The organism is Variovorax sp. LjRoot290 (assembly GCF_964253985.1).
Lineage (GTDB): Bacteria > Pseudomonadota > Gammaproteobacteria > Burkholderiales > Burkholderiaceae_C > Variovorax.
In genome coordinates, this window is the sequence record NZ_CAXURW020000001.1 from 3,718,201 (window position 1) to 3,742,007 (window position 23,807).

Below are 23,807 nucleotides of genomic sequence, written 5' to 3' on the forward strand. Positions count from 1 at the left end.
TCAGGACGGCTCGCCCAGGCGAGCCACCGTCTCGCGCCATTGGCCGAGGTTGGCATGGTCGGTCAGGTCGATCTGCAAGGGCGTGAGCGCAATGTGGCCGGCCGCCGTCGCATGGAAGTCGGTGCCCTCGCCGCTATCCTTGGCGCCGCCCGCCCCCGCGATCCAGTACATGGTCTCGCCGCGCGGGCTGTCCTGCGTAATGACCTTTTCGGCTGCATGGCGGCGCCCCAGCCTGCAAACCTTGAGCGATTTCAGCTTGTCGAAGGGAAGATTCGGGATGTTGACGTTGAGCAGAAATGCGCCGCTCTCGAGCATGCGTTCGCGCTCGATCTGCTCCACCAGCCGCCGGGCCGCGCGGGCCGCCGCGTCGACATGGGCCCAGCCCTTCTCGATCTGCGAGAACGCGATCGCCGGAATGCCGAACAGGTAGGCCTCCATGGCAGCGCCGACGGTGCCCGAGTAGATGGTGTCGTCGCCCATGTTGGCGCCGTTGTTGATGCCGGAAACCACCAGATCGGGCCGGTAGTCGAGCAGCCCCTTGAGTGCGATGTGCACGCAGTCGGCGGGCGTGCCGGTCACGTAGCGAAAGCCGTTGTGCGCGGTGTGCACGTAGAGCGGCGCCGCCAGCGTGAGCGCGTTCGACTTGGCGCTGTTGTTGTGCTCGGGCGCGACCACTTCGACTTCCGCCACCTCCTTCAGCGCATCGTGCAGCGCAACGATGCCGGGAGCCTGGAAGCCATCGTCGTTCGAAATAAGTATCTTCATGTCGTCTGTGAGTGCGCGCGATTGTAGGCGGCCGATGCGTCACGGCAGGGACAATGCCGGCCTGCCAGCCCGCCTATCATGGCCCGGATTCATTGCCCCAGAGACCTACCTCAAGGAGACACGAGCATGCACGCATGGCTCTGCGAAAACCCCACCGGCGTCGACGCCCTGACCTGGAAAGAACTGCCGACGCCAACCCCCGGCCCGGGTCAGGTGCTGATCGAAATCAAGGCTGCCAGCCTCAACTTCCCCGATCTGCTCATCGTGCAGAACAAGTACCAGATCAAGCCGCCGCTGCCCTTCGTGCCTGGGTCTGAATATGCAGGGGTGGTAGCGGCGGTCGGCGACGGAGTGACTCATCTGAAGGTCGGCCAGAACGTCGCCTGTCTTTCCGGCACCGGCGGCTTCGGCACCCACACGCTGGCGCCGGCCGCCCTTTGCATGCCGCTGCCCGAGGGCTTCGGCCATGTCGATGCGGCGGCTTTCATCATGATCTACGCGACATCGTGGCACGCGTTGATGGACAGGGCGCAGCTCAAGGCCGGCGAAACCTTGCTGGTGCTCGGTGCGGCAGGCGGCGTCGGGACGGCAGCGATCCAGATCGCCAAGGCCGCCGGCGCCAAGGTGATCGCTGCCGCGTCCACCGATGAAAAATGCGAGCTCTGCAAATCCATCGGCGCCGATCTCACGATCAACTACACGACGCATGCACTGCCCAATGGCTTTCGCGAAGCCATCAAGGCAGCAACCGACGGCAAGGGTCCGGATGTCATTTATGACCCGGTAGGCGGCGATTTCGCGGAGCCTGCATTCCGCTCGATCGGTTGGCGCGGGCGCTATCTGGTCGTGGGCTTCGCCGCCGGTCCCATTCCCTCGCTGCCATTGAATTTGATGCTGCTCAAAGGCGCGTCGCTGGTTGGCGTGTTCTGGGGGGATTTCGCCAAGCGCGAACCCAAAGCCAATGCGCAGATGATGGCCGAATTGGCAAAGTGGTACGGCCAAGGCAAGATCAAGCCGGTGATAGACCGCACCATGCCGATGGCGGAGTTGAAGGCCGCCTACGCGCACATGGGTTCGCGCGGCGTCAAAGGCAAGCTCGTGATGGTCAACTAAGGCCTGCTACACACAATAAAAAAGCCCGCACATGCGGGCTTTTTTACGAGGGACCAAGCAAACCGTCTACTTGATCTCGAAGTCCGACAGCGACTTGCCGGCGGCCAGCGCCTCCGTAATCCAGCGCGGCTTGCGCCCGCGCCCGCCCGACCATGTTTCACCGGTGGGACTGCGATACTTTGCAGCCGCCTTGATCGTGACCACCCCCGTACTGCGCTTGCCGCCACGCGTGCCGAGTTTCAGATCGGCCGCAGTCAAACCGTATTCCGCGATCTTCTTGCGCAGTTCCTCGATGACACCCGCGCGCTCCTGATTGCGCAGCTCCTCGGCTTGTTTGCGCAATTGCGCAATCTGCTCGTCGTGCTTCTTGATCTGGGAATTGATGTCGGCAAGGGTTGAGGCCATCGGTGAAATCCTCCGAATTGGAAAGTAAAAATTCTAATTCAAATCCCAATTGCCGCAAGTGAGGCAACTCCAAAAAAAAAGCGCCGATCGAATGATCGGCGCTTTATGTCAAAGGGGTTTGGGGTGGCTGATGGGACTCGAACCCACGACGACCAGAATCACAATCTGGGACTCTACCAGCTGAGCTACAGCCACCACAGAGCCTGCAATTGTAGCGGCAAAAAACTAGCGCCCGCCGACAACGATCGGATCCACCGGTTTCGGCACCAGGATCTGCGCCTTGAACCTGCTCTTCAGCATGTCGTAGTACGCCGCATTCTCCGCCGCGGCCACGGCCTGGGCGACCTGCTGCGTCTCCTGCTGCGCCGCCTCGGGTGCGGACGGCGTCCGCGGCACCGTCTTGTTGACGCGCACAACGGCATAGCCCTGTGCGCCGAGATCGACACCAACCAGTGAAGGAAGCTTGGCCGGATCGGCCCGCAATGCGCTCTCGATGACAGGCGCCGGCTGCGACTGGGTCTCGAGCCGCGAAACCGTCACCGGCCCACCAAGGCTCGCGTCGGCCGGCTTGGCTTGCCACGCCGCGAGCTTGGCTTCGCCCTCGGCCTTGGCGAGCGCGGCTGCGCGCTCGGCGACAAGCTGCGTGCGAACCTTGTCCTTGACCTCTTCGAAAGGCAACGCCCGAGCAGGGCTGTATTGCGTCACGCGCCCCGATGCGAGCTGGTTGGGCCCGATCTCGATCGCCTCGGTGTTGTGCTTGCGCTCAAGCGAATCGGCGGCAAACAGCGCGTTCAGGAAGTTGCGGCTTGCCAGCGCGCCCGCGGCGCCCGGCGCCGGCATGCGGCCGATCTTGCTCGCGGTCTGGATGGTGAGCTTCAACTTGTCGGCGGCCGGCTTCAGGCTGTCGGGCTGCTGGTAGACGATGTCGGTAAAACTCTCGGCCGCCTTGGCGAACTCCTGCGTGGCCTGCTGGCCGCGCACTTCGTTCTCGATGGCGGCGCGCGCCTGCTCGAAGGGCTGTATCACCGCGGGCTTGATGTCGTTGAGCTGGATGATGTGATAGCCGAACTCGGTTTCGACGACATCGCTGACCTCGCCTTTCTTGAGCGCGAACATCGCATCCTCGAAAGGCTTGACCATGGCGCCGCGCGTCACGAAATCGAGGTCGCCGCCCTTTTCCGCCGATCCGGGATCTTGCGAATTCTTGCGCGCGAGGTCGGCGAAAGTGCCAGGCGCCTTCTTGACTTCGGCCAGCAGCTGCTGCGCCTTCGCACGCGCCTTCTCGCGCTCGGCAGCGGGCGCACTCGCGGGCGCACTGATCAGGATGTGGCTGGCACGGCGTTCTTCCTTGGTACCGAAGCGCGCGGCGTTCTGATCGTAATAGCTGCGCAGATCGGCCTCGTTGATCGCGATGTTCTTCTTCGCCGCTTCGAGGTCGAGCACCAGGTATTCGATGCTCGCCTGTTCGGGCACCTGGAATAGCGCGACATGCTGCTTGTAATAGGCCTCGAGGTCGGCATCGCTCACGCTGACCTTTGCTGCGAAGTCACCCGGGTTGAAACGTGCGACCTGCACTTCGCGGCGGTCATAGAACGCATTGAGCGTGGCCGCTGCCTGGGCGGGCGTGGCGAATGCCGTTCCCGAAATGCCCAGCAGCACCTGCTGCGTTGCCAGATCGGCGCGCACCGAGGCTTCGTACTGCTCGGGTGTGCGGCCCGTCGCACGCATGAAGCGCTCGCGATCGAACTTGCCGTCGGCCGTACGGAAAGAAGCCAGGCCCGTATCTTCGGCGAACAAGCGCGCGAGCCGCTCTTCGGACACCGTCATGTTCGATTTGGAAGCGGCTGCCGCGAGCACGCGGTCGCGCACCATCCGCTCCAGGGTCGCGTAGCGGGCAGCGTCCGAATCGAGCAAGCCCGGTTCGATGTTGGGTGCCTGCTGCCGGATCCTGTCGACTTCGTTGCGGTGCTGCGCATCCCATTCCGGCCGCGTGATGTCGGTGCCGTCCACGCGTGCAACCTTCTCCCCTTGGCCGCCGCCCTGGTAGCGATCCACGCCGAACAGCACAAAGGACGGAATGATCAGCAAGAACAAGAGCACCATGATGACCTTGTTGTACTTGCGGAAGGAATCAAACATGCTTGGACACTCTCTGCGGGATGAACGAAACAGCAAACAAAAAAGGCGAACTGAGTGTTCGCCTTTGCATCGGGTGGTGGGTGCTGAGGGGTTCGAACCCCCGACCTACGCCTTGTAAGGGCGCCGCTCTACCAGCTGAGCTAAGCACCCCACCGGGAACCAGTGTCTCAGTTCAGCGCGTCTTTGAGCGCCTTGCCGGGACGGAACTTCGGGATCTTGGCGGCCTTGATTTTAATCGCGTCGCCGGTGCGCGGATTGCGGCCCGTGCGCGCAGCGCGTTTGCCGACTGCAAAGGTGCCGAAACCGACGAGCGATACGGAACCGCCCTTTTTGAGCGTGGTACGAATGGCGCCGATGGTCGATTCAAGTGCGCGCGTGGCAGCGGCTTTGGAGATATCGGCGTTTTTTGCGATGTGCTCAATCAGTTCGGTTTTGTTCACAAGGACCCCTTGCAGGAAAAAATTGTTGATCAGGTAACGTCAGAAACAATGCCGGCCCCATGACGGTGCCATGGGGTGTGATGAATGAAAAAGGATGGCAGTTCTGACGCGCCGGCAGCGCACTGCCGACAAGGATTACAACCACTGGTCCACGGGGTGTCAATACGACACTCAGCCGCGCAATCCAGCGAGGACCGCGATTTTAGTGGTGTTTTGCGCCGGCTCTTTTCAGAGCGCTTGTGCGACCGCACGACCCAGGTCAGTCGTGCCCGCGCTGCCGCCGATGTCAGGCGTACGCGGTGCGCCGCTCGCCGGCGCCAGTACTTTCTCGATCGCTGCCAGGATGGCGTCATGCGCAGCCTTGTGGCCCAGGAACTCCAGCATCATCGCGCCGCACCAGATCTGCCCGATCGGATTGGCGATGCCCGTGCCGGCGATGTCCGGCGCCGAGCCGTGCACCGGCTCGAACAGCGAGGGCGTGGTGCGATCCGGATTGAGGTTCGCGCTCGGCGCGATGCCGATCGTGCCGGTGCATGCAGGTCCGAGGTCGGACAGGATGTCGCCGAACAGATTGCTCGCCACCACGACATCGAAGAAGTCGGGACGCTGCACGAAGTGCGCCGTCAGGATGTCGATGTGGAACTTGTCGAGCTTGACGCCCGGATAGCTCTTCGCCATCGCGGCGACGCGCTCGTCCCAGTACGGCATGGTGATCGAGATGCCGTTGGATTTGGTCGCGCTGGTGAGGTGCTTCTTCGGTCGCGATTGCGCGAGCTCGAAGGCGAACTTGAGCACACGGTCCACGCCGACGCGCGACATCACGGTCTCCTGGACGACGATCTCGCGCGCCGTTCCCTCGTACATGCGCCCGCCGATGCTCGAGTACTCGCCCTCGGTGTTCTCGCGCACGATGTACATGTCGATCTCGCCGGGCTGCCGCGGCGTACCGTCCCGCCGGACCACCGGCGCCACGATGCCCGGCATCAGGCGCGCGGGACGCAGGTTGACGTACTGGTCGAACTCGCGGCGAAACAGCAGCAGGGAGCCCCAGAGCGAGACATGGTCCGGAATCTTCTCGGGCCAGCCGACCGCGCCGAAGTAGATGGCGTCGTGCCCGCCGATCTGATCCTTCCAGTCGTCGGGCAGCATCTTGCCGTGCTTCTCGCAGTAGTCCCAGCTCGAAAAATCGAAATGGTCGAAATGAAGATCGATGCCGAACTTGCGTGCCGCGGCATCGAGCACACGCAGTCCTTCGGGCATCGTTTCCTTGCCGATGCCGTCGCCGGCGATGACTGCGATTCGTTGGGCGCTCATGTCTCAGATCCTTGGAGTGGTGTTGAAGAAAGACAGCGCCTCGGCCAGCAGCTCGCGCGGCGCCTCCTCAGGAATGTAGTGACCGCAAGGCAAGGTCGCGCCCGACACGTCGACGGCGCGTTCGCGCCACAGCGAGAGCACGTCGAACCAGCGGCCCACCGCGCCATGCTCGCCCCACAGCACGCGCAGCGGCTGGGTCAGCTTGAGGCCGGCGGCGATGTCCGCGCGATCGTGTTCGAGATCGATCGTGGCCGAGGCCCGGTAGTCCTCGCAGATACCTCGCGCGGTGCCCTCGATCGCCGCACACCGCTCGTACTCGGCCAAGGCCTCGGGTGCAAAGGGCGCGAGACCGGCATGACGGCTGCCCATGACGCTGCGAACGTAGCGCACCGGATCGGACTCGATCAGCGCTTCAGGCAAGGGCGGCGGCTGGATCAGGAAGAACCAGTGCCAGTAGGCGCGCGCAAAGGCCTCCGAGGTGTTCTGGTACATCGCGAGGGTCGGTGCGATGTCGAGCAGCATGAGCCGTTCGACCGCCTGCGCATGATCCGCCGCGAGCCGGTGCGCCACTCGAGCGCCGCGGTCGTGCGCCAGCACGCCGAAGCGTGAGAAGCCGTGCTGCTGCATGGCATACAGCGCATCGAGCGCCATCTCGCGCTTGCTGTAGTGCGCGTGGTCCGCATCCGCCGCAGGGCGGCCCGAATCGCCGTAGCCGCGCAGATCGACCATGACGACCGTGAACTGCTCCACCAGCGCCGGGGCCGTGCGATGCCAGATCGCATGCGTCTGCGGATGGCCATGAAGCAGCAGCAGCGGCGCGCCGTGTCCGCCGATGCGGCCGTGCAATCGCACGCCGTTGCGCGACAGGTCGAAGGTGGAGAACGAGGTGAACACGGGCCGATTGTGCGTTGCGTGCCGCACAGCATCAAGCAACAATCAGCCAATTGATACTTTCCAAAATGGCAGTAATGGACCGTGGAGACCTGGAACTGGTGATCGCCATCCGCGATCGCGGCAGCCTCGCGGGCGCGGCGGCGGCGCTGGACGTCGTGCCCTCCGTCGTCACCAAGCGGCTCGGCGCGCTCGAGGCACGGCTCGGCCAGCGCCTGTTCGATCGCACCACGCGCCGGCTCAACCTCACCGCCGAAGGCGAAGCCGTGTGCCTGCACGCCAAGAGCCTGCTGGCCGGCTTTGCGGCGCTCGAGAACGAGCTCGGCGAGCGCCAAAACGAGCTGGCCGGCACGATCCGCCTTGTTGCGACTTTCGGTTTCGGCCGGCGCTGGCTCGGCCCCGCGCTCGCGGCTTTTCGCGAGCAGCACCCCGCGCTGCAGTTCCAGTTGCAGCTGATGGAGCAACTCCCCGACCTCGGCGCCGAAGGCCACGACGGCGCGCTCTGGCTGTGGCCGGTGCAGCGTCGCCACGCCGGCGACTGGGTCACACGCAGGATCGCGCGCAATCAGCGCGTGCTGGCCGCAGCGCCGAGCTACCTCGAGCGGCGTGGCAAGCCCGCGGATCTCGCCGCGCTGGCCGCGCACGACTGCCTGGTGGCGCGGGAGAACGGCGACGGCAGCGAACGGGAGGCCGCGCTCTGGACGCTGCGTCACGTCAGGGACGGCAGCACGGCGCGTGTGCGCGTGCGCGGCCCACTGTCGAGCAATTCGGGCGAGATGGTGCGCGACTGGTGCCTCGCCGGCCAGGGCATCATGCTGCGCAGCCTGTGGGACATCGCCCCGCAGCTCGCATCGGGCGAACTGGTGCAACTGCTGCCGCAGTTCGCGATGCCGGACGCCGACATCCAGTGGATCGCACCCTGGCGCCCGAAGACACCAAAACGAGTGCGCGTCCTGGTCGACTTCCTGATCGAACGCTTTCGCGGCGAGCCGTGGAAACCCGAGGGCAAGCGTTCGCGCTGAATCAGGCCGACGCCGGGCCGCCCCAAGGCGGCCTGCGGCCCCCTCGGGGGGGCAGCGAGTACACGCAGTGACGGAGCGTGGGAGCCGGTTTACCTTTCCCCGCGCACGACCAGGCTCACGCCGATGGCCGTCATCGCAATGCCTGCCAAGGTCATCGCCGTGATCGGCTCCGCGAAGAGAAGCCATGCCATTACCGCGGTGCACGGTGGCACGAGATAGAGCAGGCTCGTGACCGCCGTCGCCGTGCCGCGCTGGATCAACATGTAGAGCAGCGAGCTGCCGCCCAGCGACAGCGCCAGCACCGACCAGGCCATCGCGCCGCCCGAGTACAGGTTCCACTGGATGCTGTCGGATTCCAACGCCGCGAAGGGCATCGTGACGATCAGGGCGGCGGCGAGCTGGATGGCGCCCGCGCACCGCACGTCGCAAGGTGCGACAAAGCGCTTCTGGTACAGCGTGCCGGCCGTGATGGAGAACAGCGCCATCAGCGCCAGGCCCATGGTCATCGCACTCACCTCCCCGCCCTCGCCGAACTTGCGCGACACCACCAGCACCAGGCCCGCGAAGCCCAGGGCCAGTCCGGCCCACTGGCGGCGCGTGATCGAGCCGCCCCACATGGACAACCAGACGGCGGTGAGCACCGGCTGAATGCCGACCAGCAAGGCGACGAGCCCCGAGCCCATGCCGGCCCGGACCGCGGCCCAGACGCCGCCGAGGTAGCCCGCCTGCATCAGCACGCCGGTGACCACGAGGTGCCGCCACTGCGTGCGCTGTTCCGGCCAGTTCGCGCGCGCGAGCCGCACCCAGATGAGGAAGCAGAACACCGACAGCGCATATCGCACCGCCAGAAACTTGAGCGGCGGGGCATAGGGCATGCCATAGCGCGCGACGATGAAGCCGGTGCTCCAGATGAGCACGAAGACCGTGGGCATGGCGCGCAGCCAACCCGACGGCCGGGCTGTGCCCGTCATTTCGCGCGGGCCCGGATCTCGGGAATGGCCTTCTGCAGGTAATACACCATCGACCAGACCGTGAGCACGGCCGAGATCCAGATCAGCCATTGCCCCCAGGCCCCGGTGTCGATCAGGCCGAACAAGGTGCCGTTGAAAAGCAGGAAAGGGATCGCGACCATCTGCACCACGGTCTTGATCTTGCCGATCATGTGGACCGCCACGCTCTTGCCGGCGCCGATCTGCGCCATCCATTCGCGCAAGGCGGAAATGGCGATCTCGCGGCCGATGATGATCAGCGCCACGAACACGTCGGCGCGGTTCAGATGCACCAGCACGAGCAGCGAGGCGCACACGAGGAACTTGTCGGCCACCGGATCGAGGAAGGCACCGAAGGCCGAGGTCTGGTTGAGCCTGCGCGCCAGAAAGCCGTCGAGCCAGTCGGTCGCGGCGAACACGATGAACATCACCGTGGCGATGAGGTTGCGCATCGGCTCTGCCAGCGGCAGGTAGAACACGCCCACGATCAGCGGAATCGCGACGATGCGCGTCCAGGTCATGATCGTTGGGAGCGTCCAGAACATTGCAGCGATTGTGTCACGGGGCAGGTATGCCTTCGAGTCGACGGTCAATGCAGCGCGCGATAGATCTCTTCGGCCAGATCGAACGCGATGCCGTCGACCGAGGCGATGTCTTCCACGCTGGCCGCCGCCACCCCGCGAATGCCGCCAAAGCGCTGCAGCAGGCGCGCGCGCCGCTTGGGGCCGATGCCCGGGATGTCTTCCAGCTGGCTGCCGCCCACCCGCACCTTGGCCCGCTTGGCGCGCATGCCGGTGATCGCGAAGCGGTGCGCCTCGTCGCGGATCTGCGCGACCAGCATCAGCGCCGCCGAATCGCGACCGAGGTAGACCTTCTCGCGGCCGTCGGCGAACACCAGCTCTTCGAGCCCGACCTTGCGGCCCTCGCCCTTCTCCACGCCGACGATCAGCGACAGCGGCAGACCCAGCTCGCCGAAGACCTCGCGCGCCATTGACACCTGGCCCTTGCCGCCGTCGACCAGCACCAGGTCGGGCATGCGCGCCGCCCGCGTGCCCGGCCGCGCATCGGTGCCGACGCCGCCTGCGTCGCCGGCAGGTGGCGCGTCCGTCTCCGCTGCCATCGCCTCGGCCAGCTTGCCGTAGCGGCGATGCAGCACCTGGCGCATCGCCGCATAGTCGTCGCCGGGCGTGATGCCCTCGATGTTGTAGCGGCGGTACTCGCGGTTCTGCATCGTGTGGTGCTCGAACACCACGCACGAGGCCTGGGTCGCCTCGCCGGCGGTGTGCGAGATGTCGAAGCATTCGACGCGGAAGTTGTCGAGCTCGTCTGGCGCGAGTTCCAGCGCATCGACCAGCGCGCGCGTGCGCGCCTGCTGCGAGCCCTCCTCGGCGAGCAGGCGTGCGAGCTGGAGCCCGGCATTGGTCTGCGCCATTTCGAGCCAGTGCCGGCGCTGCTCGCGCGGCTGGAACACCGCCGTGACGCGGGTGCCGGCCTGCTGGGCGACCGCCTCGATCAGCTCGCGGCTCACGAGCTCGCTCAACACCAGCGTTGGCGGCACCGGCACATCGATGTAGTGCTGCGCGATGAAGGCCTCGAGCACCTGCACCTCGACCGATTCGGCGGGCGGCGCGGCCTCCTCGCCTTCCATGGCGCTCTCGCCATGCTGGATCTGCGTCGCGTCTTCGACGTGCACCGGGAAGTAAGCGCGATCGCCCAGGTGCCGGCCGCCGCGCACCATCGCGAGGTTGACGCAGGCCTTGCCGCCTTGCACCTTGACCGCCAGGATGTCGACGTCCTTGTCGGAGGCGATCTCGACCGATTGCTGGTGCAGCACGCGCGACAGCGCCGACATCTGGTTGCGCAGCTCGGCCGCCTGCTCGAATTCCAGCTTTTCGGCGTGCGCCATCATGCGTGCCTCGAGCTGGGTGAGCACGGCCTGCGTGTCGCCCATCAGGAAGGCCTCGGCGTTGGCCACGTCCTGCGCGTAGGCCTCGGGCGTGATGTAGCCCACGCAGGGGCCGGTGCAGCGCTTGATCTGGTAGAGCAGGCAGGGCCGCGTGCGGTTGGCGTAGACGGTGTCTTCGCAAGTGCGCAGCTTGAACACCTTCTGCAGCAGCTGGATCGACTCCTTCACCGCCCAGGCGCTCGGGTACGGGCCGAAGTAGCGATGCTTGCGATCGACCGCGCCGCGGTAGTAGGCCAGGCGCGGGAAGGTGTGCGATGCGATCTTGAGATAGGGGTAGCTCTTGTCGTCGCGAAACAGGATGTTGTAGCGCGGCTTGAGCGTCTTGATCAGGTTGTTCTCGAGCAGCAGCGCCTCGGCCTCGGAGCGCACCACCGTGGTCTCCATGCGGGCGATCTTCGAGATCATGTGGCCGATGCGCGTGCCGGCGTGGTTCTTCTGAAAGTAGTTGGCGACGCGCTTCTTGAGATTGCGCGCCTTGCCCACGTACAGCACGGCGCCTGCCGCGTCGAAGTAGCGGTAGACGCCCGGCAGTTGCGGCAGTGCCGCCACCTCGCTGAGCAGTTGATCGGAATGCGTCTCGGACATCTGTAGAGTATCTCGCGATGCGCTGGGACATCTTCTGCAAGGTCATCGACAACCACGGCGACGCCGGCGTCTGCTGGCGGCTGGCCCGCGGACTCGCCGCCGGGGGCGAAACGGTGCGGCTCTGGATCGACGACCCGTCGGCGCTGGCCTGGATGGCGCCGGGGGGATGCAAGGGCGTCGAAATCGTCACCTGGAACAGGAGGGATGCCGCGCAACGGGCCGCCGCCGGCCCACCGCCGGATGTGCTGATCGAGGCCTTCGGCTGCGATCCCGAGCCCGAGCTGATCGCGCGTTTTGCCGAGCCCGTGCGCCCGGGCGGCGCACGCCGCGTGTGGATCAATCTCGAATACCTTTCGGCCGAACCCTATGTCGAGCGCCTGCACGGCCTGCCCTCCCCCGTGTTCAAGGGGCCAGGTACCAGCCTGACCAAGCACTTCTTCTACCCCGGCTTCACGCCCGCGACCGGCGGGCTGCTGCGCGAAGGGGACCTGCTCGAACGCCGCCAGCGCTTCGACCGCGCCGCCTGGCTCGCGCAGCAGGGCATCGCATGGCACGGCGAGCGCCTTGTCTGCCTGTTCTGCTACGAGCCACCGGCCCTCGATGCACTGCTCGCGCAGTTCGAGAGCGCCGGCGAGCCCACGCATCTGCTGGTGACCGCCGGCCGCGCGGCCCGTGCCCTGCCGCCGGGCCCGGCCCGGCGCGGCGCGCTTTACATCACCTGGCTGCCGCATCTGCCGCAGACCGACTTCGACCACCTGCTCTGGGCCTGCGACCTGAATTTCGTGCGCGGCGAAGACTCGCTGGTGCGGGCTCTCTGGGCCGGGTCGCCCTTCGTCTGGCAGATCTATGCGCAGGACGACGACGCCCACCACACCAAGCTGGGCGCCTTCCTCGACTGGCTGGAAGCCCCGCCTTCGTTGCGCCGCTTCCACCACCTGTGGAACGGGATGGCCGAGGGCGAACTGCCGGCGCTGGACGATGCGGCGCTGGCTTCCTGGGGCGCCGCCTGCGCCGCCGCGCGCGCGTGCCTGCTCGCGCAGGATGATCTTCTGACCCGCTTGCTGCGCTTCGTCGCCCAAAAAAGCTAAAATTGCGGGCTTTGCGGATTTCCGGCCGGGGTCAGCCCCGTTTGCCGCACCTTCCGCTGAACCCGCCGCGGTGAATGTGTCAAAGGGATATACGAACCCGATGGCACACCGAGCGGCCAACATCCAGAGACCCTGATTATGAAAATCGCTCAAGAAATCCGCGCCGGCAACGTGATCATGCACGGCAAGGACCCGATGGTCGTCCTCAAGACCGAATACAGCCGCGGCGGCCGCAACTCCGCAACCGTGCGCATGAAGCTCAAGAGCCTGATCGCCAACTTCAACACCGAAGTCGTGTTCAAGGCCGACGACAAGATGGAGCAGATCGTGCTCGACAAGAAGGAGTGCACCTACTCCTACTTCGCCGACCCGATGTACGTCTGCATGGACACCGAGTACAACCAGTATGAAGTCGAAGCCGAGAACATGGGCGACTCGCTCAACTACCTCGAAGACGGTATGCCGGTCGAAGTGGTGTTCTACGACGGCAAGGCGATCTCGGTCGAACTGCCGACCAGCGTCGAGCGCGAAATCACCTGGACCGAACCGGCCGTCAAGGGCGACACCTCGGGCAAGGTCATGAAGCCGGCCAAGATCGCAACCGGTTTCGAGATCGGCGTGCCGCTGTTCGTTGCCCAGGGCGACCGCATCGAAATCGACACCCGCACCGGCGAATACCGCAAACGCGTCTAAACGCCTGCTGCGCCGACAAGGAAGGCTCCCGAGGGAGCCTTTTTTGCGTACGCTTCGTGCCATGAGCGCAGCTTCTGTTCGCACCGAGATCGACGGCCCCGTCAGCACCATCGTCATGAGCCGCCCGCGGCAGCGCAATGCGGTGGACCGTGAGATGGCAAGGCAGCTGCGCGAGGCCTTCGAGCGCTTCGAGGCCGACGACAGCCAACGCGTGGCGGTGCTCTGGGGCGAACACGGCGTGTTCTGCGCCGGCGCCGACCTGAGCGCGGTGAACGACCCGGCGCGCCGCAACGAGGTGGATCCCGAAGGCGGCGGCACCGGACCGATGGGGCCGACGCGCATGGCACTGGCCAAACCGCTCGTCGCCGCCATCAGCGGCCATGCCGTGGCCGGCGGCCTCGAACTCGCCCTGCTGGCCGACCTGCGCGTGGCCGAAGACAGCGCCGTGCTCGGCGTGTTCTGCCGCCGCTGGGGCGTGCCGCTGATCGACGGCGGCACCGTGCGGCTGCCGCGCATCGTCGGCATGGGGCGGGCGCTGGACCTGATCCTTACCGGCCGGGCCGTGGCCGCCAGCGAAGCGCTCGCCATGGGCCTGGTCAATCGCGTGGTGCCCGACGGCGGCGCGCGGCAGACGGCTGAACAGCTTGCGCGCGAACTGGCGGCCTTTCCGCAGCAATGCATGCTGGCCGACCGCGCATCCGCCTATGCCCAGTGGGACCTGCCCCTGGCCCAAGCCTTGCAGCAGGAAGGCCGACTGGGCGCACCGATCGTCGCCACCGAGGGTGCGGCCGGCGCGGCCCGCTTCGTCGGCGGCGCGGGCCGGCACGGCCGGTTCTGAGCAACCGCGCGCACAATCCAAGAAAAACCCTTCGCCAGACCATGCACAACAGCACGCACGACCTCCACGACAAACGCCTCGCCGACGCCTGGGCCACCCTTCAGTCCCACGCCGACAAGGGCCTTCCCCTCCATTCCGATCCTTCGCGCCTCGCCTTTGCCGACCCCGAGTTCCTGCTGCGCCGCGAAACGCGCGGGCTGCGCATGCAGCTCGAGCTGATGAAACCCGACCTCGAGATGCGCGCGCACGGCATCGAGAACACGGTGGTGGTGTTCGGCAGCGCCCGCTTTCGCAGCGAGGAGGAATCCGGTGCCCTGATCGCCCAGGCCGATGCCGCCGGCGACGCGGTGGCGGCGGCCCGCTGGCGCAGGCTGGCGCGCAGCTCCCATTACTACGAGAAGGCGCGCGCCTTCGGCAAGCTGGTCGCACAGTACAGCGACGACAAGGATCCGGCGGACAAGCTCTTCGTCTGCACCGGCGGCGGCCCCGGCATCATGCAGGCCGCCAACCGTGGCGCCTACGAAGGCGGCGGGCTCTCGGTCGGTCTTGCGATCGCATTGCCAATGGAAGAGGAAGCCAATCCCTACGTCACGCCGGCGCTCAGCTTCAAGTTCCATTACTTCGCGATCCGCAAGATGCATTTCATGATGCGGGCGAAGGCGCTGGTCGCGTTTCCGGGCGGTTTCGGCACCCTGGACGAACTGTTCGAGGTGATCACGCTGGTGCAGACGCGCAAGGCCAAGCCGGTGCCGATCGTGCTCTTCGGCTCGGACTACTGGAAGCAGCTGATCAATTTCGACTTCCTGGCCGAGGAGGGCGTGATCTCGCCCGAGGACGTGAAGCTGATCGAGTACGTGGACGCGCCGCAGGACGCCTGGGACGCAATCAAGCGCTTCTACAAGCTCTGATCGTGCCGGGGCAGTTGCAAGCCCCACACCGCTCGCGCGCCCAGGGCCACCGCCCCGCCGACCAGCCAGAACACGCCCGCGACGCCGATCAGCGCACCGACCGAGCCGAACAGCATCGGCATCGCGACGCTCGAGGCATTGATGGCCATGAGCCGCAGCCCGAGCGCTTCGCCGTGGCGTGCGTGCGGGGTGATCTGGTGCAGCATGCTCATCACCATCGGCTGCACGGCGCCGAGCGCGAAGCCCAGTACCACCGAGCACACGCCCATCGCCAGCGCCGACGACAACAGCGGATAGACCGCGAACACCAGCGCGGTGACGACCGTCGACGCGGCAATCACGCTGCGCTCCGACGCACGCGAGGCCACGAGCGGCAGCACGATCCGTATCACCGCGGCCGCGATCGCGAAGGCGCCGAGGATCGAGCCGATCACCGAAGCGCCCAGTCCGCGCTCGTGGCCGAGGATGGGCAGCACGAAAGCATGCACGTCCCAGGCCGAAGACTGCAGCCAGTTCACGAACAGCAGGCGCCGGAACATCGACTCGCGCAACAGATCCCAGGCGCGCGGCCTGGCGCCGCCGGCCGGCAAGGACACGCGCGGCAGCTCGGGGGTCTTGCGCGCAAAGAACCAGCCCGCAAGCGGCAAGAGCGCCAGCGCCGCGAATGCGATGCGAAAGCCTGGCAGGTCGGCCGGGGTTCGGCCTGCATGATCGATCAGCAATCCGGCGCAGAAGGGCCCCACGAAGTTGGCCACGGCCGGCGCGATCGCGAGCCAGCTGAACACCTTCTTGAGCTGCACCGGATCGGCCGCGGCCCGTCCGACATGGCGCTGCAGCGCGATGACGGCCGCACCGGTGGCGCCGCCGGTCATCAGCGCCGCGAGGCACATCACCGAAAACCACGGAACGACGGCCACGAGCGCCGTACCCACGGAGGCGGCGATCACCGACAGCATCAGCGGCCGCTTGAGCCCATGCCGGTCGGCAAAGCGACCGGCCGGGAGCGCCAGAAAAACCTGCGTGAGCGCGAACAGCGCGATCAGCAGGCCCACCGCCGCCGCGCTGTAGCCCTGCTGGAGCGCGAGCAAGGGGCCCGCCAAGCGCAGGCCGGTCATTGCCGCATGCAAACAGATCTGGGCCGCGATGAGCTTCAGCAGCTCCGGGGTCATGCAGTCTTGGGGCTCACGGGGCTCCGTCGTCGGTGTCCTCGGGCGATGGCAGCAAGGCCTGCGACTGCGCCTCGGGCAGCGCCTCCACCTTGCGCAGCGCCAGGCGCATCTGCTTGGCGCGCGTGTCGGCCTTGTCGAGCGTGTCGGAGGCCTTGGCCACCTGCTCCTTGATGCGCGCGACCCATTCGCCATAGCGCTCGAACTCGGTCTTGACCGCGCCGAGCACCTTCCACACTTCGGAAGCCTGCTGCTCCAGCGCCAGCGTGCGGAAGCCCATGTGCAGGCTGTTGAGCATGGCCAGCAGCGTGGTCGGGCCGGCCAGCGTCACGCGGTGCTGGCGCTGGATCGCGTCCATCAATCCGGGGCGGCGCAGCACCTCGGCATACAGGCTCTCCACCGGCAGGAACAGGATCGCGAAGTCGGTGGTGTGCGGCGCGGCCAGGTAGTTCTCGGCGATCGATCGCGCCTCGCTGCGGATGCGCGCCTCCAGCGCCTTGGCCGCGAGATCGGCGGCGCCAGGGTCGACGCGCTCGTGGGCATCGAGCAGCCGCTCGTAGTCGTCGCGCGGGAACTTGGCATCGATCGGCAGCCAGACCGGCGCGCCGTCGCCGCCGCGGCCCGGAAAGCGGATCGCGAAGTCCACGCGCTGCCCGCTGCGCGGCTTGGTCTCGACCTGCTTCGCATACTGGTCGGGCGTGAGCACCTGCTCGAGCAGGGCCTCGAGCTGCACTTCGCCGAACACGCCGCGCGTCTTCACGTTGGTCAGCACGCGCTGCAGGCTGCCGACGCCGACCGCGAGGGTCTGCATCTCGCCCAGGCCCTTGTGCACCTGTTCGAGCCGCTCGGCCACCTGCTTGAAGCTCTCGCCCAGGCGCGCCTCGAGCGTGCTTTGCAGCTTCTCGTCGACTGTCTTGCGCATCTCGTCGAGCTTGGCGGTGTTGCTCTGCTGGAGTTGCGCGAGCTGGGTTTCCATGGTGGCGCGGACTTCGGCAAGCCGCCGTGCATTCGACTCGGAAAGGCCCTGCAGCTGGGTATTGAGCGTGTCAGCCAAGCTCTTCTGCAGCAGCGTGAGTTGCTGCGCGAAGGCATCGATCTGGGCGTTCTGTGTGCGCGTGGCTTCGGCGCTCTGCTGCACCAGCGCCTGCTGAAAGGTCGCGAAGGACTGGGCAGTCTCCTGCCGCGCGCCGCGCGAGGACTCGCCGATCTCGTGGCGCAGCTCGCGTTCGATGCGTTCGTTGGCCGCGCCCAGCGTGGCGATCAGCGTGCTGTGGTCGAGCGCCGGCGGCTTGCGCAGCAGCAGCCAGACGACGAGGATGAAAGTCAGGGCCGCGAGGGCCAGGAGGATCCAGGGTTCCAACGGGGGCATTGCGTCTACTTGCTCGCAAGCACTGCAGGGTTGAGCGGCGTCACCGGCTTGTTGTGGACCAGGAAGCCGATCAGGTTGTCCACCGCCAGATCGGCCATCGCGCGCCGCGTCGGCACGGTGGCGCTCGCGATATGCGGCGTGAGCACGACGTTCGGAACCTGGAGCAGTTCGGGATGCACCTTGGGTTCGCCCTCGAACACGTCGAGTCCCGCCGCGGCGATGCGCTTGTCGCGCAAGGCAGCGGCGAGCGCCGCGTCGTCGACGATGCCGCCGCGCGCGATGTTCACCAGCGTGGCCGTCGGCTTCATCAGCGCGAGCTCGGCGGCGCCGATGGTGTGGTGCGAGGCCGGCGTGTAGGGCACCACCAGCACGACGTGGTCGGCGGTCTTGAGCAGCTCTTCCTTGCTCACGTAGCTGGCCTTGCATTCGGCTTCGAGCTTCGCATCGAGCCGCGAACGGTTGTGATAGATCACCTTCATGCCGAAGCCCAAGGCACCGCGACGCGCGATGCCCTGCCCGATGCGCCCCATGCCCACGATGCCGAGCGTGGCGCCGTGGATGTCGGAGCCGGCGAACATGTCGTAGCTCCACTTCTCCCACTTGCCTGCGCGCAGGAAATGTTCGCTCTCGGTGATGCGGCGCGCGGTGGCCATCAGCAGCGCGAAGCCGAAGTCGGCCGTGGTCTCGGTCAGCACGTCCGGCGCGTTGGTGGCGAGCACGCCGCACGCGGTCATCGCATCGACGTCGAAGTTGTTGTAGCCCACCGCCATGTTGGCGCAGATCTTCAGCTCGGGGCAGGCCGCAAGCACCTCGGCATCGATGCGCTCGCTGCCGGTGGTGAAGGCGCCCTGCTTGCCCCTGAGCTTGTCGATCAGCTGGGTCTTGCTCCAGCTCTGGTCGCCCTGGTTGGACTCGACCTCGAAGTGTTCTTCGAGGCGTGCGATGGTCTCGGGAAAGATCGAACGTGCAACAAGGATTTTGGGTTTGCTCATGATCAACGGAAGAAGATGAAGGTGGAGACGACGAACAGCGGCACCAGGATGGCACCCGACCACAGCATGTAGCCGAAGAAGCTCGGCATGCGCACGCCGCGGCTTTCCGCGATGGCCTTGACCATCAGGTTGGGCGCGTTGCCGATGTAGGTGTTGGCGCCCATGAACACGGCGCCCGCCGAGATGGCGGCCAGCGTGGTGGCGTAGGTGGTCATCAGCGCCTGCGGATCGCCGCCGGCGGTATTGAAGAACACCAGGTAGGTGGGTGCATTGTCCAGGAAAGAGCTCAGCACGCCGGTGCCCCAGAAGTACATCGCCGGATCGGGCTGGCCGTCGGGGCGGGTCACGGCGGAGACGACTGCGCCGAAGGGTCCATTCACGCCCGCCTTGAGCATCGCGATCACCGGGATGATGGTCAGGAAGATGCCGGCGAACAGCTTGGCTACCTCGGCCATCGGCTCCCAGGCGAACTGGTTGGCGGCGTGCACCTGGGGCGCCGTGATCTTCAGCGAGAGCAGCGTGATCGCGATCAGGCCCGCATCGCGCACGAGGCCCGGCAGGCCGACCTCGGTGCCGTGGACGTCGAAGCTGACGGGCGACTTCCAGAAGCCGCTGAGCAGCACGAAGAAGATCACGCCCGCCAACAGCCAGAAGTTGACCGCGCCGTCGAAGCCGATCTTGCGCGTGTCGGGCGTGGGGTCGATCGTCAACACGCCTTCCTTGCGGTAGTACCAGGTGTCGATCGCATAGAACAACGCGAGCAGGATGCCGACGATGAACAGCGTGTCGGCAAGGATGTTCTGTGCGGTCCAGAAGAAGTCCACGCCCTTGAGAAAACCCAGGAACAGCGGCGGATCGCCCAGCGGCGTCAGCGAGCCGCCGACGTTCGACACGATGAAGATGAAGAACACGATCACATGAGCCCTGTGCAGGCGGTTGTCGTTGGCGCGGATCAGGGGGCGGATCAGCAGCATGGAGGCGCCGGTCGTGCCCATGAGGCTCGCAAGCACCGCGCCGATGGCGAGGATCGCCGTGTTCAGCCCCGGCGCACCGTGCAGGTTGCCGCGCACATGGATGCCGCCGGCCACGGCGAACAGCGCAGTGAGCAGGATGACGAACGGGATGTACTCGGCCAGCAGCGCATGGACGAACTGCGCCCCCGCCAGCGCGACGCCGTAGATCACGGCAAAAGGCAGCAGGAAGGCCAGCGCCCAGCCGGCAGAAACCTTGCCGTAGTGGTGGTGCCAGAACGACGGCGCCAGCAGCGGCATCAGCGCGATCGACAGCAGGATGCCGGCGAAAGGCAGGCCCCACAGGGGCGACAGCACGCTGCCGTCGAAATCGGCAGCGAAGCTCGTTGCGGGGGCCAGCGCCAGCAGCGCGATGGCCATCGGCCGGCGCAGAACGCCTCTCATCGCGCCGAGCCAGGCCGCTCGGCAGGCTGGGCAATCTCGAACACCTGCCGCAGATAGGCCAGGTACCTCTCGTCGTCGCACATGTTCTTGGAAGGCGTGTCGGACAGCTTGGCCACCGGCTGGTCGTTGCAGCGGACCATCTTGATCACGATCTGCAGCGGCTCGTAGCCCAGGTCGTTGGTGAGGTTGGTGCCGATGCCGAAGGCCAGCTGGCAGCGGCCCCGGAACTGCTGGTAGAGCTCGATGGTTCGCGGCACGGTGAGGCTGTCGCTGAAGATCAGGGTTTTGGTGCGCGGATCGACGCGATTCGCAATGTAGTGGGCCAGCATGCGCTCGCCCCACTGGAAGGGGTCGCCGCTGTCATGGCGCGCGCCGTCGAACAGCTTGCAGAAGTACAGGTCGAAGTCGCGCAGGAACGCGCTCATGCCGTAGACGTCCGACAGCGCGATGCCGAGGTCGCCGCGGTATTCGCGCGCCCACGACTCGAAACCGAAGACCTGGCTGTCGCGCAGCCGGGTCCCGAGCGCCTGGCAGGCCTGGAGGTACTCGTGCGCCATGGTGCCCAGCGGGATCAGGCCGAGCTTCATGGCGTACAGCACGTTGCTGGTGCCGGCGAACTGCGGCAGCTTGGCGGCCCGCTGGGGCGGCGAACTCACGGCGCCGAGCCTGGCGCTCAAGGTGCGCAGCACCTCCTCGTGCCAGTCCTTGGAGAAACGCCGGCGCGTGCCGTAGTCGGCGATCTTGAGGTCCTCCAGCCCTTCACCCTGCAACTGCGCGATCTTGGTTTCGAGGCGCCGGCGCCCTTCGGCAATGTCCGGCTTCGGTTGCGTGTTGCGGAAGTAGACCTCGTTGACGATCGCCAGCACCGGGATCTCGAACAGAATGGTGTGCAGCCACGGCCCCTCGATGCGGATGTCGAGCTCGCCCGAGGCCTGCGGGATGATCTTGATGTACTTCTCGTTCAGGCGGAACAGGCCGAGAAAGTCGACGAAGTCGCTCTTGATGAAGCGCATGGAGCGCAGGTAGCTCAGTTCGGGATCCCTGAACTGGAGCGAGCAGAGATCGCGGACCTCTTCGCGGATCTGTGCCGCGAACTGCGCCAGGTCGACGCCGGGGTTGCGGCACTTGAAGCGGTACTCGACGCGGGCGCCCGGAAAGTGATGCAGCACGACCTGCATCATCGTGAACTTGTAGAGGTCGGTGTCGAGCAGGCTTTGAATGATCATGGTGCGGCGCGCTGGTGTCCGGGTTCGGCGTGCGGTCGATTATCACGGGCCGCGTCGGCATGTGCCTACGGCCCCTTCCCCGAGCGTCCTACCGTTCGATCCACCCCCCCACGCCAGAGTCATTTCACGCCGGCCACAAGCATTCGGGCAGGCGACAAAACCCGCTTATCTGAAGGAGATACGTCGATGAACAAGGACACCGTCGAAGGCAACTGGAAACAGCTCAAAGGCAAGGTGAAGGAGCAGTGGGGCAAGCTCACCGACGATGACTTCGACGTCATCGCCGGCAAGCGCGACCAGCTGCTGGGGCGCATTCAGGAGCGGCACGGCATCAGCAGGGAAGAGGCCGAGAAGCAAGTTAGCGAATGGGAGACGCGCGATGGCCGCAAGCCCGCTGCGCTGTGGTTCGAGAAGTATTGAGTTCGATAACGCCAAAGGAGTACATCCCATGAAAAAACATCTGCTCATGCTCGCGATCGCATCCTCCTGCCTTGTTGCAACGCAAGCCGGTGCGATGAGCCAGGACGAGTACAAGGTCGCCAAGGAAAAGATCGAAGCCGACTACAAGGTCGACAAGACCAAGTGCGATGCCATGAAGGACAACGCCAAGGACGTCTGCGGGAAGGAAGCCAAGGGCAAGCAGAACGTTGCCAAGGCGGAACTCGAACAGCAGTTCAAGCCCAGCGAGAGCAATTCCCGCAAGGTAGCTGAAGAGAAGGTGAAGGCCCGCTACGAAGTCGCGAAGGAAAAGTGCGACGACCAGAAGGGCGACGCCAAGAACGCTTGCGAGAAGGAAGCCAAGGCCGAGGAAGCCAAGGGCAAGGCCGACATTCGCGCGATGGCGAAGCCCGCCAAGATGCAATAAGCTTTCAAGCCGGTTGCCGGGCCGAGCGGCGTCTGCGGACGCCGCTTTTCTTTGGGCGACTCAGACGCGCAGTTCGTCGACCACAGCCAGCAGCGCCGCCGGCAGCTTGACCGGACGTTGCGTCGCCCGGTCGACGTACACGTGGATGAAGTGGCCCTGCGCTGCCGCGGTCTCGGCCCCCTCGGCGAACAACGCGATTTCGTAGCGCACGCTGGAGCCGCCCGCATGCGCCACCCTGACGCCCGCCTCCACCGTCTGGGGGAACGCGAGCGGCGCAAAGTAGTTGCACTGGGTTTCGACCACGAAACCGATGGTGTCGCCACCATGGATGTCGAGCGCGCCGCGCTCGATCAGGAGCGCATTGACGGCGGTGTCGAACCAGCCGTAGTAGACGACGTTGTTGACATGGCCGTACATGTCGTTGTCGGCCCAGCGCGTCGGGATGCTGCGAAAAGCGCGGTAGCTGCTGCGGTGGTGGGGCGTGGGTCTGGCGCTCATGGGTGCGATCTCGGCGCGGCATTCTGCCACCGCCGCCAGTAGTCGAAGGCCACGCGGAAGGTGCCGAGCTGCACCTGAACGGTCTCCGCAATGTCGCTCGCATAGCCGCCAGCCATCGCGAACGCGAGCGGAATCCGGCGCTGCCAGGCAAAGTCGAACACGCGCCGGTCGCGCGCCTCCAGGCCATCGAAGCTCAGCTTGAGGCGTCCCAGCCGGTCGCGCTCGAAGGGATCGGCGCCCGCGAGGTAGATCACGAGGCCGGGCGAGAAGCGCCGGTCGAGTTCGTCGAGCGCGTGCTCGAGCGCTGCCAGGTACTCGGCATCGCCACAACCGTCGGGCAGTTCGACGTCGAGATCGCTCGCCTCCTTGCGGAACGGGAAATTCTTCTGCCCATGCATCGACAGCGTGAACACGCTCGGATCCTCTCGGAAGATGCGCGCGGTGCCGTTGCCCTGGTGCACGTCGAGGTCGATCACCGCCACCTGGAAAGGCAGGCGCCCCCGCCTGCCGTGCTCCGCCTGCATGAGCCGCGCGGAGACCGCCGCATCGTTGAAGACGCAGAAACCCCCGCCCCTGTCCGCGCTCGCATGGTGGGTACCGCCGGCCATGTTGGCCGAGATGCCTTCCGCCAGGGCCGCCCGGCAGGCGGCGATGGTGGCGCCGGCCGATCGGCGCGAGCGCTCTGCCATCGCCTCGCTCCATGGAAAACCGATTTCGCGCATGGCCTGCGGATCGACACTGCCGTCGCTGATGGCGGCAATCCATTGCGGCGTGTGGGCCAGCGCCAGTTCGCCGTCGCTGGCGCGCGGTGCCTCGAACATCTGCACTGCGGGCAAATGCTGCTGGAGCCGCTCGCGCAGCAGCGCGTACTTCCCCATCGGAAACCGGTGGCCGCTGGGAAGCGGCAGCACGAAATGGCCTGAGTAAAACGCACGCATCGGAACATTGTCGGCGGCGCCTCTGCCTTTTAGAAAGCGCGTTCTAAATTGCTGCATGGCAACAAATTTTCACTTGATCGAAACGCTTGGCTGCCTATACTTCAGGCCATGCTGCACCGCAACAAAATAAAGAGGGGCAGCTCATCCGCGACCGACCTCTTTCATTCATCAACTGGAGCATC

Annotated in this window: 24 protein-coding genes and 2 tRNA genes; 8 read left to right on the forward strand and 18 right to left on the reverse strand. The window is 66.0% G+C overall.

From position 1 onward, the window contains the following. On the reverse strand, positions 1-765 hold the full coding sequence (gene surE, locus ACSQ9A_RS18435; RefSeq protein ID WP_436304683.1) for a 5'/3'-nucleotidase SurE: 765 nt from the start codon (positions 763-765) through the stop codon (positions 1-3). A 126-nt stretch (positions 766-891) separates the two neighbouring features. On the opposite strand from surE, the gene ACSQ9A_RS18440 reads away from it, so the two are divergent. Beyond that, positions 892-1,878, forward strand: a complete 987-nt coding sequence (locus tag ACSQ9A_RS18440) for an NADPH:quinone oxidoreductase family protein (protein ID WP_093109856.1) — start codon at positions 892-894, stop codon at positions 1,876-1,878. Between the two features lie 66 nt (positions 1,879-1,944). Here ACSQ9A_RS18440 and ACSQ9A_RS18445 read toward each other — a convergent pair whose 3' ends face one another. The 7 genes from ACSQ9A_RS18445 to ACSQ9A_RS18475 form a co-directional block, all read right to left on the reverse strand. Next, positions 1,945-2,283 carry an H-NS histone family protein gene (locus ACSQ9A_RS18445; protein WP_093109857.1) on the reverse strand — a complete coding sequence of 113 codons (339 nt, stop codon included), beginning with the start codon at positions 2,281-2,283 and terminating at the stop codon, positions 1,945-1,947. Positions 2,284-2,402: 119 nt separating this feature from the next. After that, positions 2,403-2,478 (reverse strand) — tRNA-His (locus ACSQ9A_RS18450). Positions 2,479-2,508: 30 nt separating this feature from the next. Then, positions 2,509-4,422, reverse strand: a complete 1,914-nt coding sequence (locus tag ACSQ9A_RS18455) for a SurA N-terminal domain-containing protein (protein WP_436304684.1) — start codon at positions 4,420-4,422, stop codon at positions 2,509-2,511. Between the two features lie 74 nt (positions 4,423-4,496). After that, a tRNA-Val gene (locus ACSQ9A_RS18460) sits at positions 4,497-4,572 on the reverse strand. 17 nt (positions 4,573-4,589) lie between these two features. After that, positions 4,590-4,862 carry an HU family DNA-binding protein gene (locus ACSQ9A_RS18465; protein WP_007830705.1) on the reverse strand — a complete coding sequence of 91 codons (273 nt, stop codon included), beginning with the start codon at positions 4,860-4,862 and terminating at the stop codon, positions 4,590-4,592. Between the two features lie 228 nt (positions 4,863-5,090). Beyond that, a complete protein-coding gene (locus tag ACSQ9A_RS18470) occupies positions 5,091-6,176 on the reverse strand; it encodes a tartrate dehydrogenase (protein ID WP_436304685.1) in 1,086 nt (361 codons plus the stop codon). Positions 6,177-6,179: 3 nt separating this feature from the next. Continuing rightward, on the reverse strand, positions 6,180-7,070 hold the full coding sequence (locus ACSQ9A_RS18475; RefSeq protein ID WP_436296341.1) for an alpha/beta fold hydrolase: 891 nt from the start codon (positions 7,068-7,070) through the stop codon (positions 6,180-6,182). A gap of 74 nt (positions 7,071-7,144) precedes the next feature. Between ACSQ9A_RS18475 and ACSQ9A_RS18480 the strand changes: the two genes are divergently transcribed. Next, the gene (locus ACSQ9A_RS18480) at positions 7,145-8,089 is read left to right on the forward strand and encodes a LysR substrate-binding domain-containing protein (protein ID WP_436304686.1); all 945 of its coding nucleotides are present in this window, start codon (positions 7,145-7,147) and stop codon (positions 8,087-8,089) included. An 89-nt stretch (positions 8,090-8,178) separates the two neighbouring features. On the opposite strand, the gene ACSQ9A_RS18485 is transcribed toward ACSQ9A_RS18480, so the two are convergent. From ACSQ9A_RS18485 to uvrC, 3 genes are read right to left on the reverse strand one after another with little or no spacing between them, the layout of a single operon-like run. Beyond that, on the reverse strand, positions 8,179-9,060 hold the full coding sequence (locus ACSQ9A_RS18485) for a DMT family transporter (RefSeq protein WP_436304687.1): 882 nt from the start codon (positions 9,058-9,060) through the stop codon (positions 8,179-8,181). Then, the gene (gene pgsA, locus ACSQ9A_RS18490; RefSeq protein WP_093109863.1) at positions 9,057-9,623 is read right to left on the reverse strand and encodes a CDP-diacylglycerol--glycerol-3-phosphate 3-phosphatidyltransferase; all 567 of its coding nucleotides are present in this window, start codon (positions 9,621-9,623) and stop codon (positions 9,057-9,059) included. The genes ACSQ9A_RS18485 and pgsA overlap by 4 nt, the downstream gene beginning before the upstream one ends. 44 nt (positions 9,624-9,667) lie before the next feature. Further along, positions 9,668-11,629 carry an excinuclease ABC subunit UvrC gene (uvrC, locus tag ACSQ9A_RS18495; RefSeq protein ID WP_093109864.1) on the reverse strand — a complete coding sequence of 654 codons (1,962 nt, stop codon included), beginning with the start codon at positions 11,627-11,629 and terminating at the stop codon, positions 9,668-9,670. A 17-nt stretch (positions 11,630-11,646) separates the two neighbouring features. Between uvrC and earP the strand changes: the two genes are divergently transcribed. The 4 genes from earP to ACSQ9A_RS18515 all read left to right on the forward strand — a co-directional run bounded on the left by earP (position 11,647) and on the right by ACSQ9A_RS18515 (position 15,156). Further along, the gene (gene earP, locus ACSQ9A_RS18500; RefSeq protein WP_436304688.1) at positions 11,647-12,717 is read left to right on the forward strand and encodes an elongation factor P maturation arginine rhamnosyltransferase EarP; all 1,071 of its coding nucleotides are present in this window, start codon (positions 11,647-11,649) and stop codon (positions 12,715-12,717) included. Positions 12,718-12,855: 138 nt separating this feature from the next. Then, the gene (gene efp, locus ACSQ9A_RS18505) at positions 12,856-13,410 is read left to right on the forward strand and encodes an elongation factor P (RefSeq protein ID WP_093109866.1); all 555 of its coding nucleotides are present in this window, start codon (positions 12,856-12,858) and stop codon (positions 13,408-13,410) included. A 61-nt stretch (positions 13,411-13,471) separates the two neighbouring features. Then, positions 13,472-14,248 (forward strand): crotonase/enoyl-CoA hydratase family protein, encoded by a 777-nt coding sequence (locus ACSQ9A_RS18510; RefSeq protein WP_436304689.1) that lies wholly within the window; start codon positions 13,472-13,474, stop codon positions 14,246-14,248. Between the two features lie 41 nt (positions 14,249-14,289). Beyond that, a complete protein-coding gene (locus tag ACSQ9A_RS18515) occupies positions 14,290-15,156 on the forward strand; it encodes a TIGR00730 family Rossman fold protein (protein ID WP_093109868.1) in 867 nt (288 codons plus the stop codon). Here ACSQ9A_RS18515 and ACSQ9A_RS18520 read toward each other — a convergent pair. From ACSQ9A_RS18520 to pncB, 5 genes are read right to left on the reverse strand one after another with little or no spacing between them, the layout of a single operon-like run. After that, on the reverse strand, positions 15,144-16,325 hold the full coding sequence (locus tag ACSQ9A_RS18520) for an MFS transporter (RefSeq protein ID WP_436304690.1): 1,182 nt from the start codon (positions 16,323-16,325) through the stop codon (positions 15,144-15,146). The two genes, ACSQ9A_RS18515 and ACSQ9A_RS18520, sit on opposite strands and share 13 nt — an antisense overlap. A gap of 13 nt (positions 16,326-16,338) precedes the next feature. Then, positions 16,339-17,691 carry a DNA recombination protein RmuC gene (rmuC, locus tag ACSQ9A_RS18525; protein WP_436304691.1) on the reverse strand — a complete coding sequence of 451 codons (1,353 nt, stop codon included), beginning with the start codon at positions 17,689-17,691 and terminating at the stop codon, positions 16,339-16,341. Positions 17,692-17,696: 5 nt separating this feature from the next. Then, the gene (locus ACSQ9A_RS18530; RefSeq protein WP_436304692.1) at positions 17,697-18,683 is read right to left on the reverse strand and encodes a 2-hydroxyacid dehydrogenase; all 987 of its coding nucleotides are present in this window, start codon (positions 18,681-18,683) and stop codon (positions 17,697-17,699) included. Between the two features lie 2 nt (positions 18,684-18,685). Further along, complete coding sequence (locus ACSQ9A_RS18535; protein ID WP_436304693.1) at positions 18,686-20,098, reverse strand: sodium:proton antiporter; 1,413 nt, start codon at positions 20,096-20,098, stop codon at positions 18,686-18,688. Continuing rightward, the gene (gene pncB, locus ACSQ9A_RS18540) at positions 20,095-21,324 is read right to left on the reverse strand and encodes a nicotinate phosphoribosyltransferase (protein WP_436304694.1); all 1,230 of its coding nucleotides are present in this window, start codon (positions 21,322-21,324) and stop codon (positions 20,095-20,097) included. The genes ACSQ9A_RS18535 and pncB overlap by 4 nt, the downstream gene beginning before the upstream one ends. A gap of 186 nt (positions 21,325-21,510) precedes the next feature. Here pncB and ACSQ9A_RS18545 point away from each other — a divergent pair, with 186 nt between their 5' ends. Both ACSQ9A_RS18545 and ACSQ9A_RS18550 read left to right on the forward strand, forming a co-directional pair. Then, positions 21,511-21,744 (forward strand): CsbD family protein, encoded by a 234-nt coding sequence (locus tag ACSQ9A_RS18545; RefSeq protein WP_436304695.1) that lies wholly within the window; start codon positions 21,511-21,513, stop codon positions 21,742-21,744. Between the two features lie 28 nt (positions 21,745-21,772). After that, a complete protein-coding gene (locus ACSQ9A_RS18550) occupies positions 21,773-22,189 on the forward strand; it encodes a hypothetical protein (RefSeq protein WP_436304696.1) in 417 nt (138 codons plus the stop codon). 60 nt (positions 22,190-22,249) lie between these two features. Here ACSQ9A_RS18550 and ACSQ9A_RS18555 read toward each other — a convergent pair whose 3' ends face one another. Both ACSQ9A_RS18555 and ACSQ9A_RS18560 read right to left on the reverse strand, forming a co-directional pair. Then, the gene (locus ACSQ9A_RS18555) at positions 22,250-22,687 is read right to left on the reverse strand and encodes an acyl-CoA thioesterase (protein WP_436291077.1); all 438 of its coding nucleotides are present in this window, start codon (positions 22,685-22,687) and stop codon (positions 22,250-22,252) included. Then, the gene (locus ACSQ9A_RS18560) at positions 22,684-23,625 is read right to left on the reverse strand and encodes a histone deacetylase family protein (RefSeq protein ID WP_436304697.1); all 942 of its coding nucleotides are present in this window, start codon (positions 23,623-23,625) and stop codon (positions 22,684-22,686) included. The genes ACSQ9A_RS18555 and ACSQ9A_RS18560 overlap by 4 nt, the downstream gene beginning before the upstream one ends. Positions 23,626-23,807: the final 182 nt, after the last annotated feature.

Bases quoted from the DNA above. Each gene is read 5' to 3' on its own strand.
- ACSQ9A_RS18555 (WP_436291077.1), bottom strand. From the start codon at position 22,687: ATGAGCGCCAGACCCACGCCCCACCACCGCAGCAGCTACCGCGCTTTT.
- ACSQ9A_RS18440 (WP_093109856.1), top strand. From the start codon at position 892: ATGCACGCATGGCTCTGCGAAAACCCCACCGGCGTCGACGCCCTGACC.
- ACSQ9A_RS18520 (WP_436304690.1), bottom strand. From the start codon at position 16,325: ATGACCCCGGAGCTGCTGAAGCTCATCGCGGCCCAGATCTGTTTGCAT.
- rmuC (WP_436304691.1), bottom strand. From the start codon at position 17,691: ATGCCCCCGTTGGAACCCTGGATCCTCCTGGCCCTCGCGGCCCTGACT.
- ACSQ9A_RS18515 (WP_093109868.1), top strand. From the start codon at position 14,290: ATGCACAACAGCACGCACGACCTCCACGACAAACGCCTCGCCGACGCC.
- efp (WP_093109866.1), top strand. From the start codon at position 12,856: ATGAAAATCGCTCAAGAAATCCGCGCCGGCAACGTGATCATGCACGGC.
- ACSQ9A_RS18550 (WP_436304696.1), top strand. From the start codon at position 21,773: ATGAAAAAACATCTGCTCATGCTCGCGATCGCATCCTCCTGCCTTGTT.
- earP (WP_436304688.1), top strand. From the start codon at position 11,647: ATGCGCTGGGACATCTTCTGCAAGGTCATCGACAACCACGGCGACGCC.
- ACSQ9A_RS18530 (WP_436304692.1), bottom strand. From the start codon at position 18,683: ATGAGCAAACCCAAAATCCTTGTTGCACGTTCGATCTTTCCCGAGACC.
- pgsA (WP_093109863.1), bottom strand. From the start codon at position 9,623: ATGTTCTGGACGCTCCCAACGATCATGACCTGGACGCGCATCGTCGCG.
- ACSQ9A_RS18535 (WP_436304693.1), bottom strand. From the start codon at position 20,098: ATGAGAGGCGTTCTGCGCCGGCCGATGGCCATCGCGCTGCTGGCGCTG.
- ACSQ9A_RS18545 (WP_436304695.1), top strand. From the start codon at position 21,511: ATGAACAAGGACACCGTCGAAGGCAACTGGAAACAGCTCAAAGGCAAG.
- ACSQ9A_RS18470 (WP_436304685.1), bottom strand. From the start codon at position 6,176: ATGAGCGCCCAACGAATCGCAGTCATCGCCGGCGACGGCATCGGCAAG.
- uvrC (WP_093109864.1), bottom strand. From the start codon at position 11,629: ATGTCCGAGACGCATTCCGATCAACTGCTCAGCGAGGTGGCGGCACTG.
- ACSQ9A_RS18480 (WP_436304686.1), top strand. From the start codon at position 7,145: ATGGACCGTGGAGACCTGGAACTGGTGATCGCCATCCGCGATCGCGGC.
- ACSQ9A_RS18445 (WP_093109857.1), bottom strand. From the start codon at position 2,283: ATGGCCTCAACCCTTGCCGACATCAATTCCCAGATCAAGAAGCACGAC.
- pncB (WP_436304694.1), bottom strand. From the start codon at position 21,324: ATGATCATTCAAAGCCTGCTCGACACCGACCTCTACAAGTTCACGATG.
- ACSQ9A_RS18455 (WP_436304684.1), bottom strand. From the start codon at position 4,422: ATGTTTGATTCCTTCCGCAAGTACAACAAGGTCATCATGGTGCTCTTG.
- surE (WP_436304683.1), bottom strand. From the start codon at position 765: ATGAAGATACTTATTTCGAACGACGATGGCTTCCAGGCTCCCGGCATC.
- ACSQ9A_RS18485 (WP_436304687.1), bottom strand. From the start codon at position 9,060: ATGACGGGCACAGCCCGGCCGTCGGGTTGGCTGCGCGCCATGCCCACG.
- ACSQ9A_RS18510 (WP_436304689.1), top strand. From the start codon at position 13,472: ATGAGCGCAGCTTCTGTTCGCACCGAGATCGACGGCCCCGTCAGCACC.
- ACSQ9A_RS18560 (WP_436304697.1), bottom strand. From the start codon at position 23,625: ATGCGTGCGTTTTACTCAGGCCATTTCGTGCTGCCGCTTCCCAGCGGC.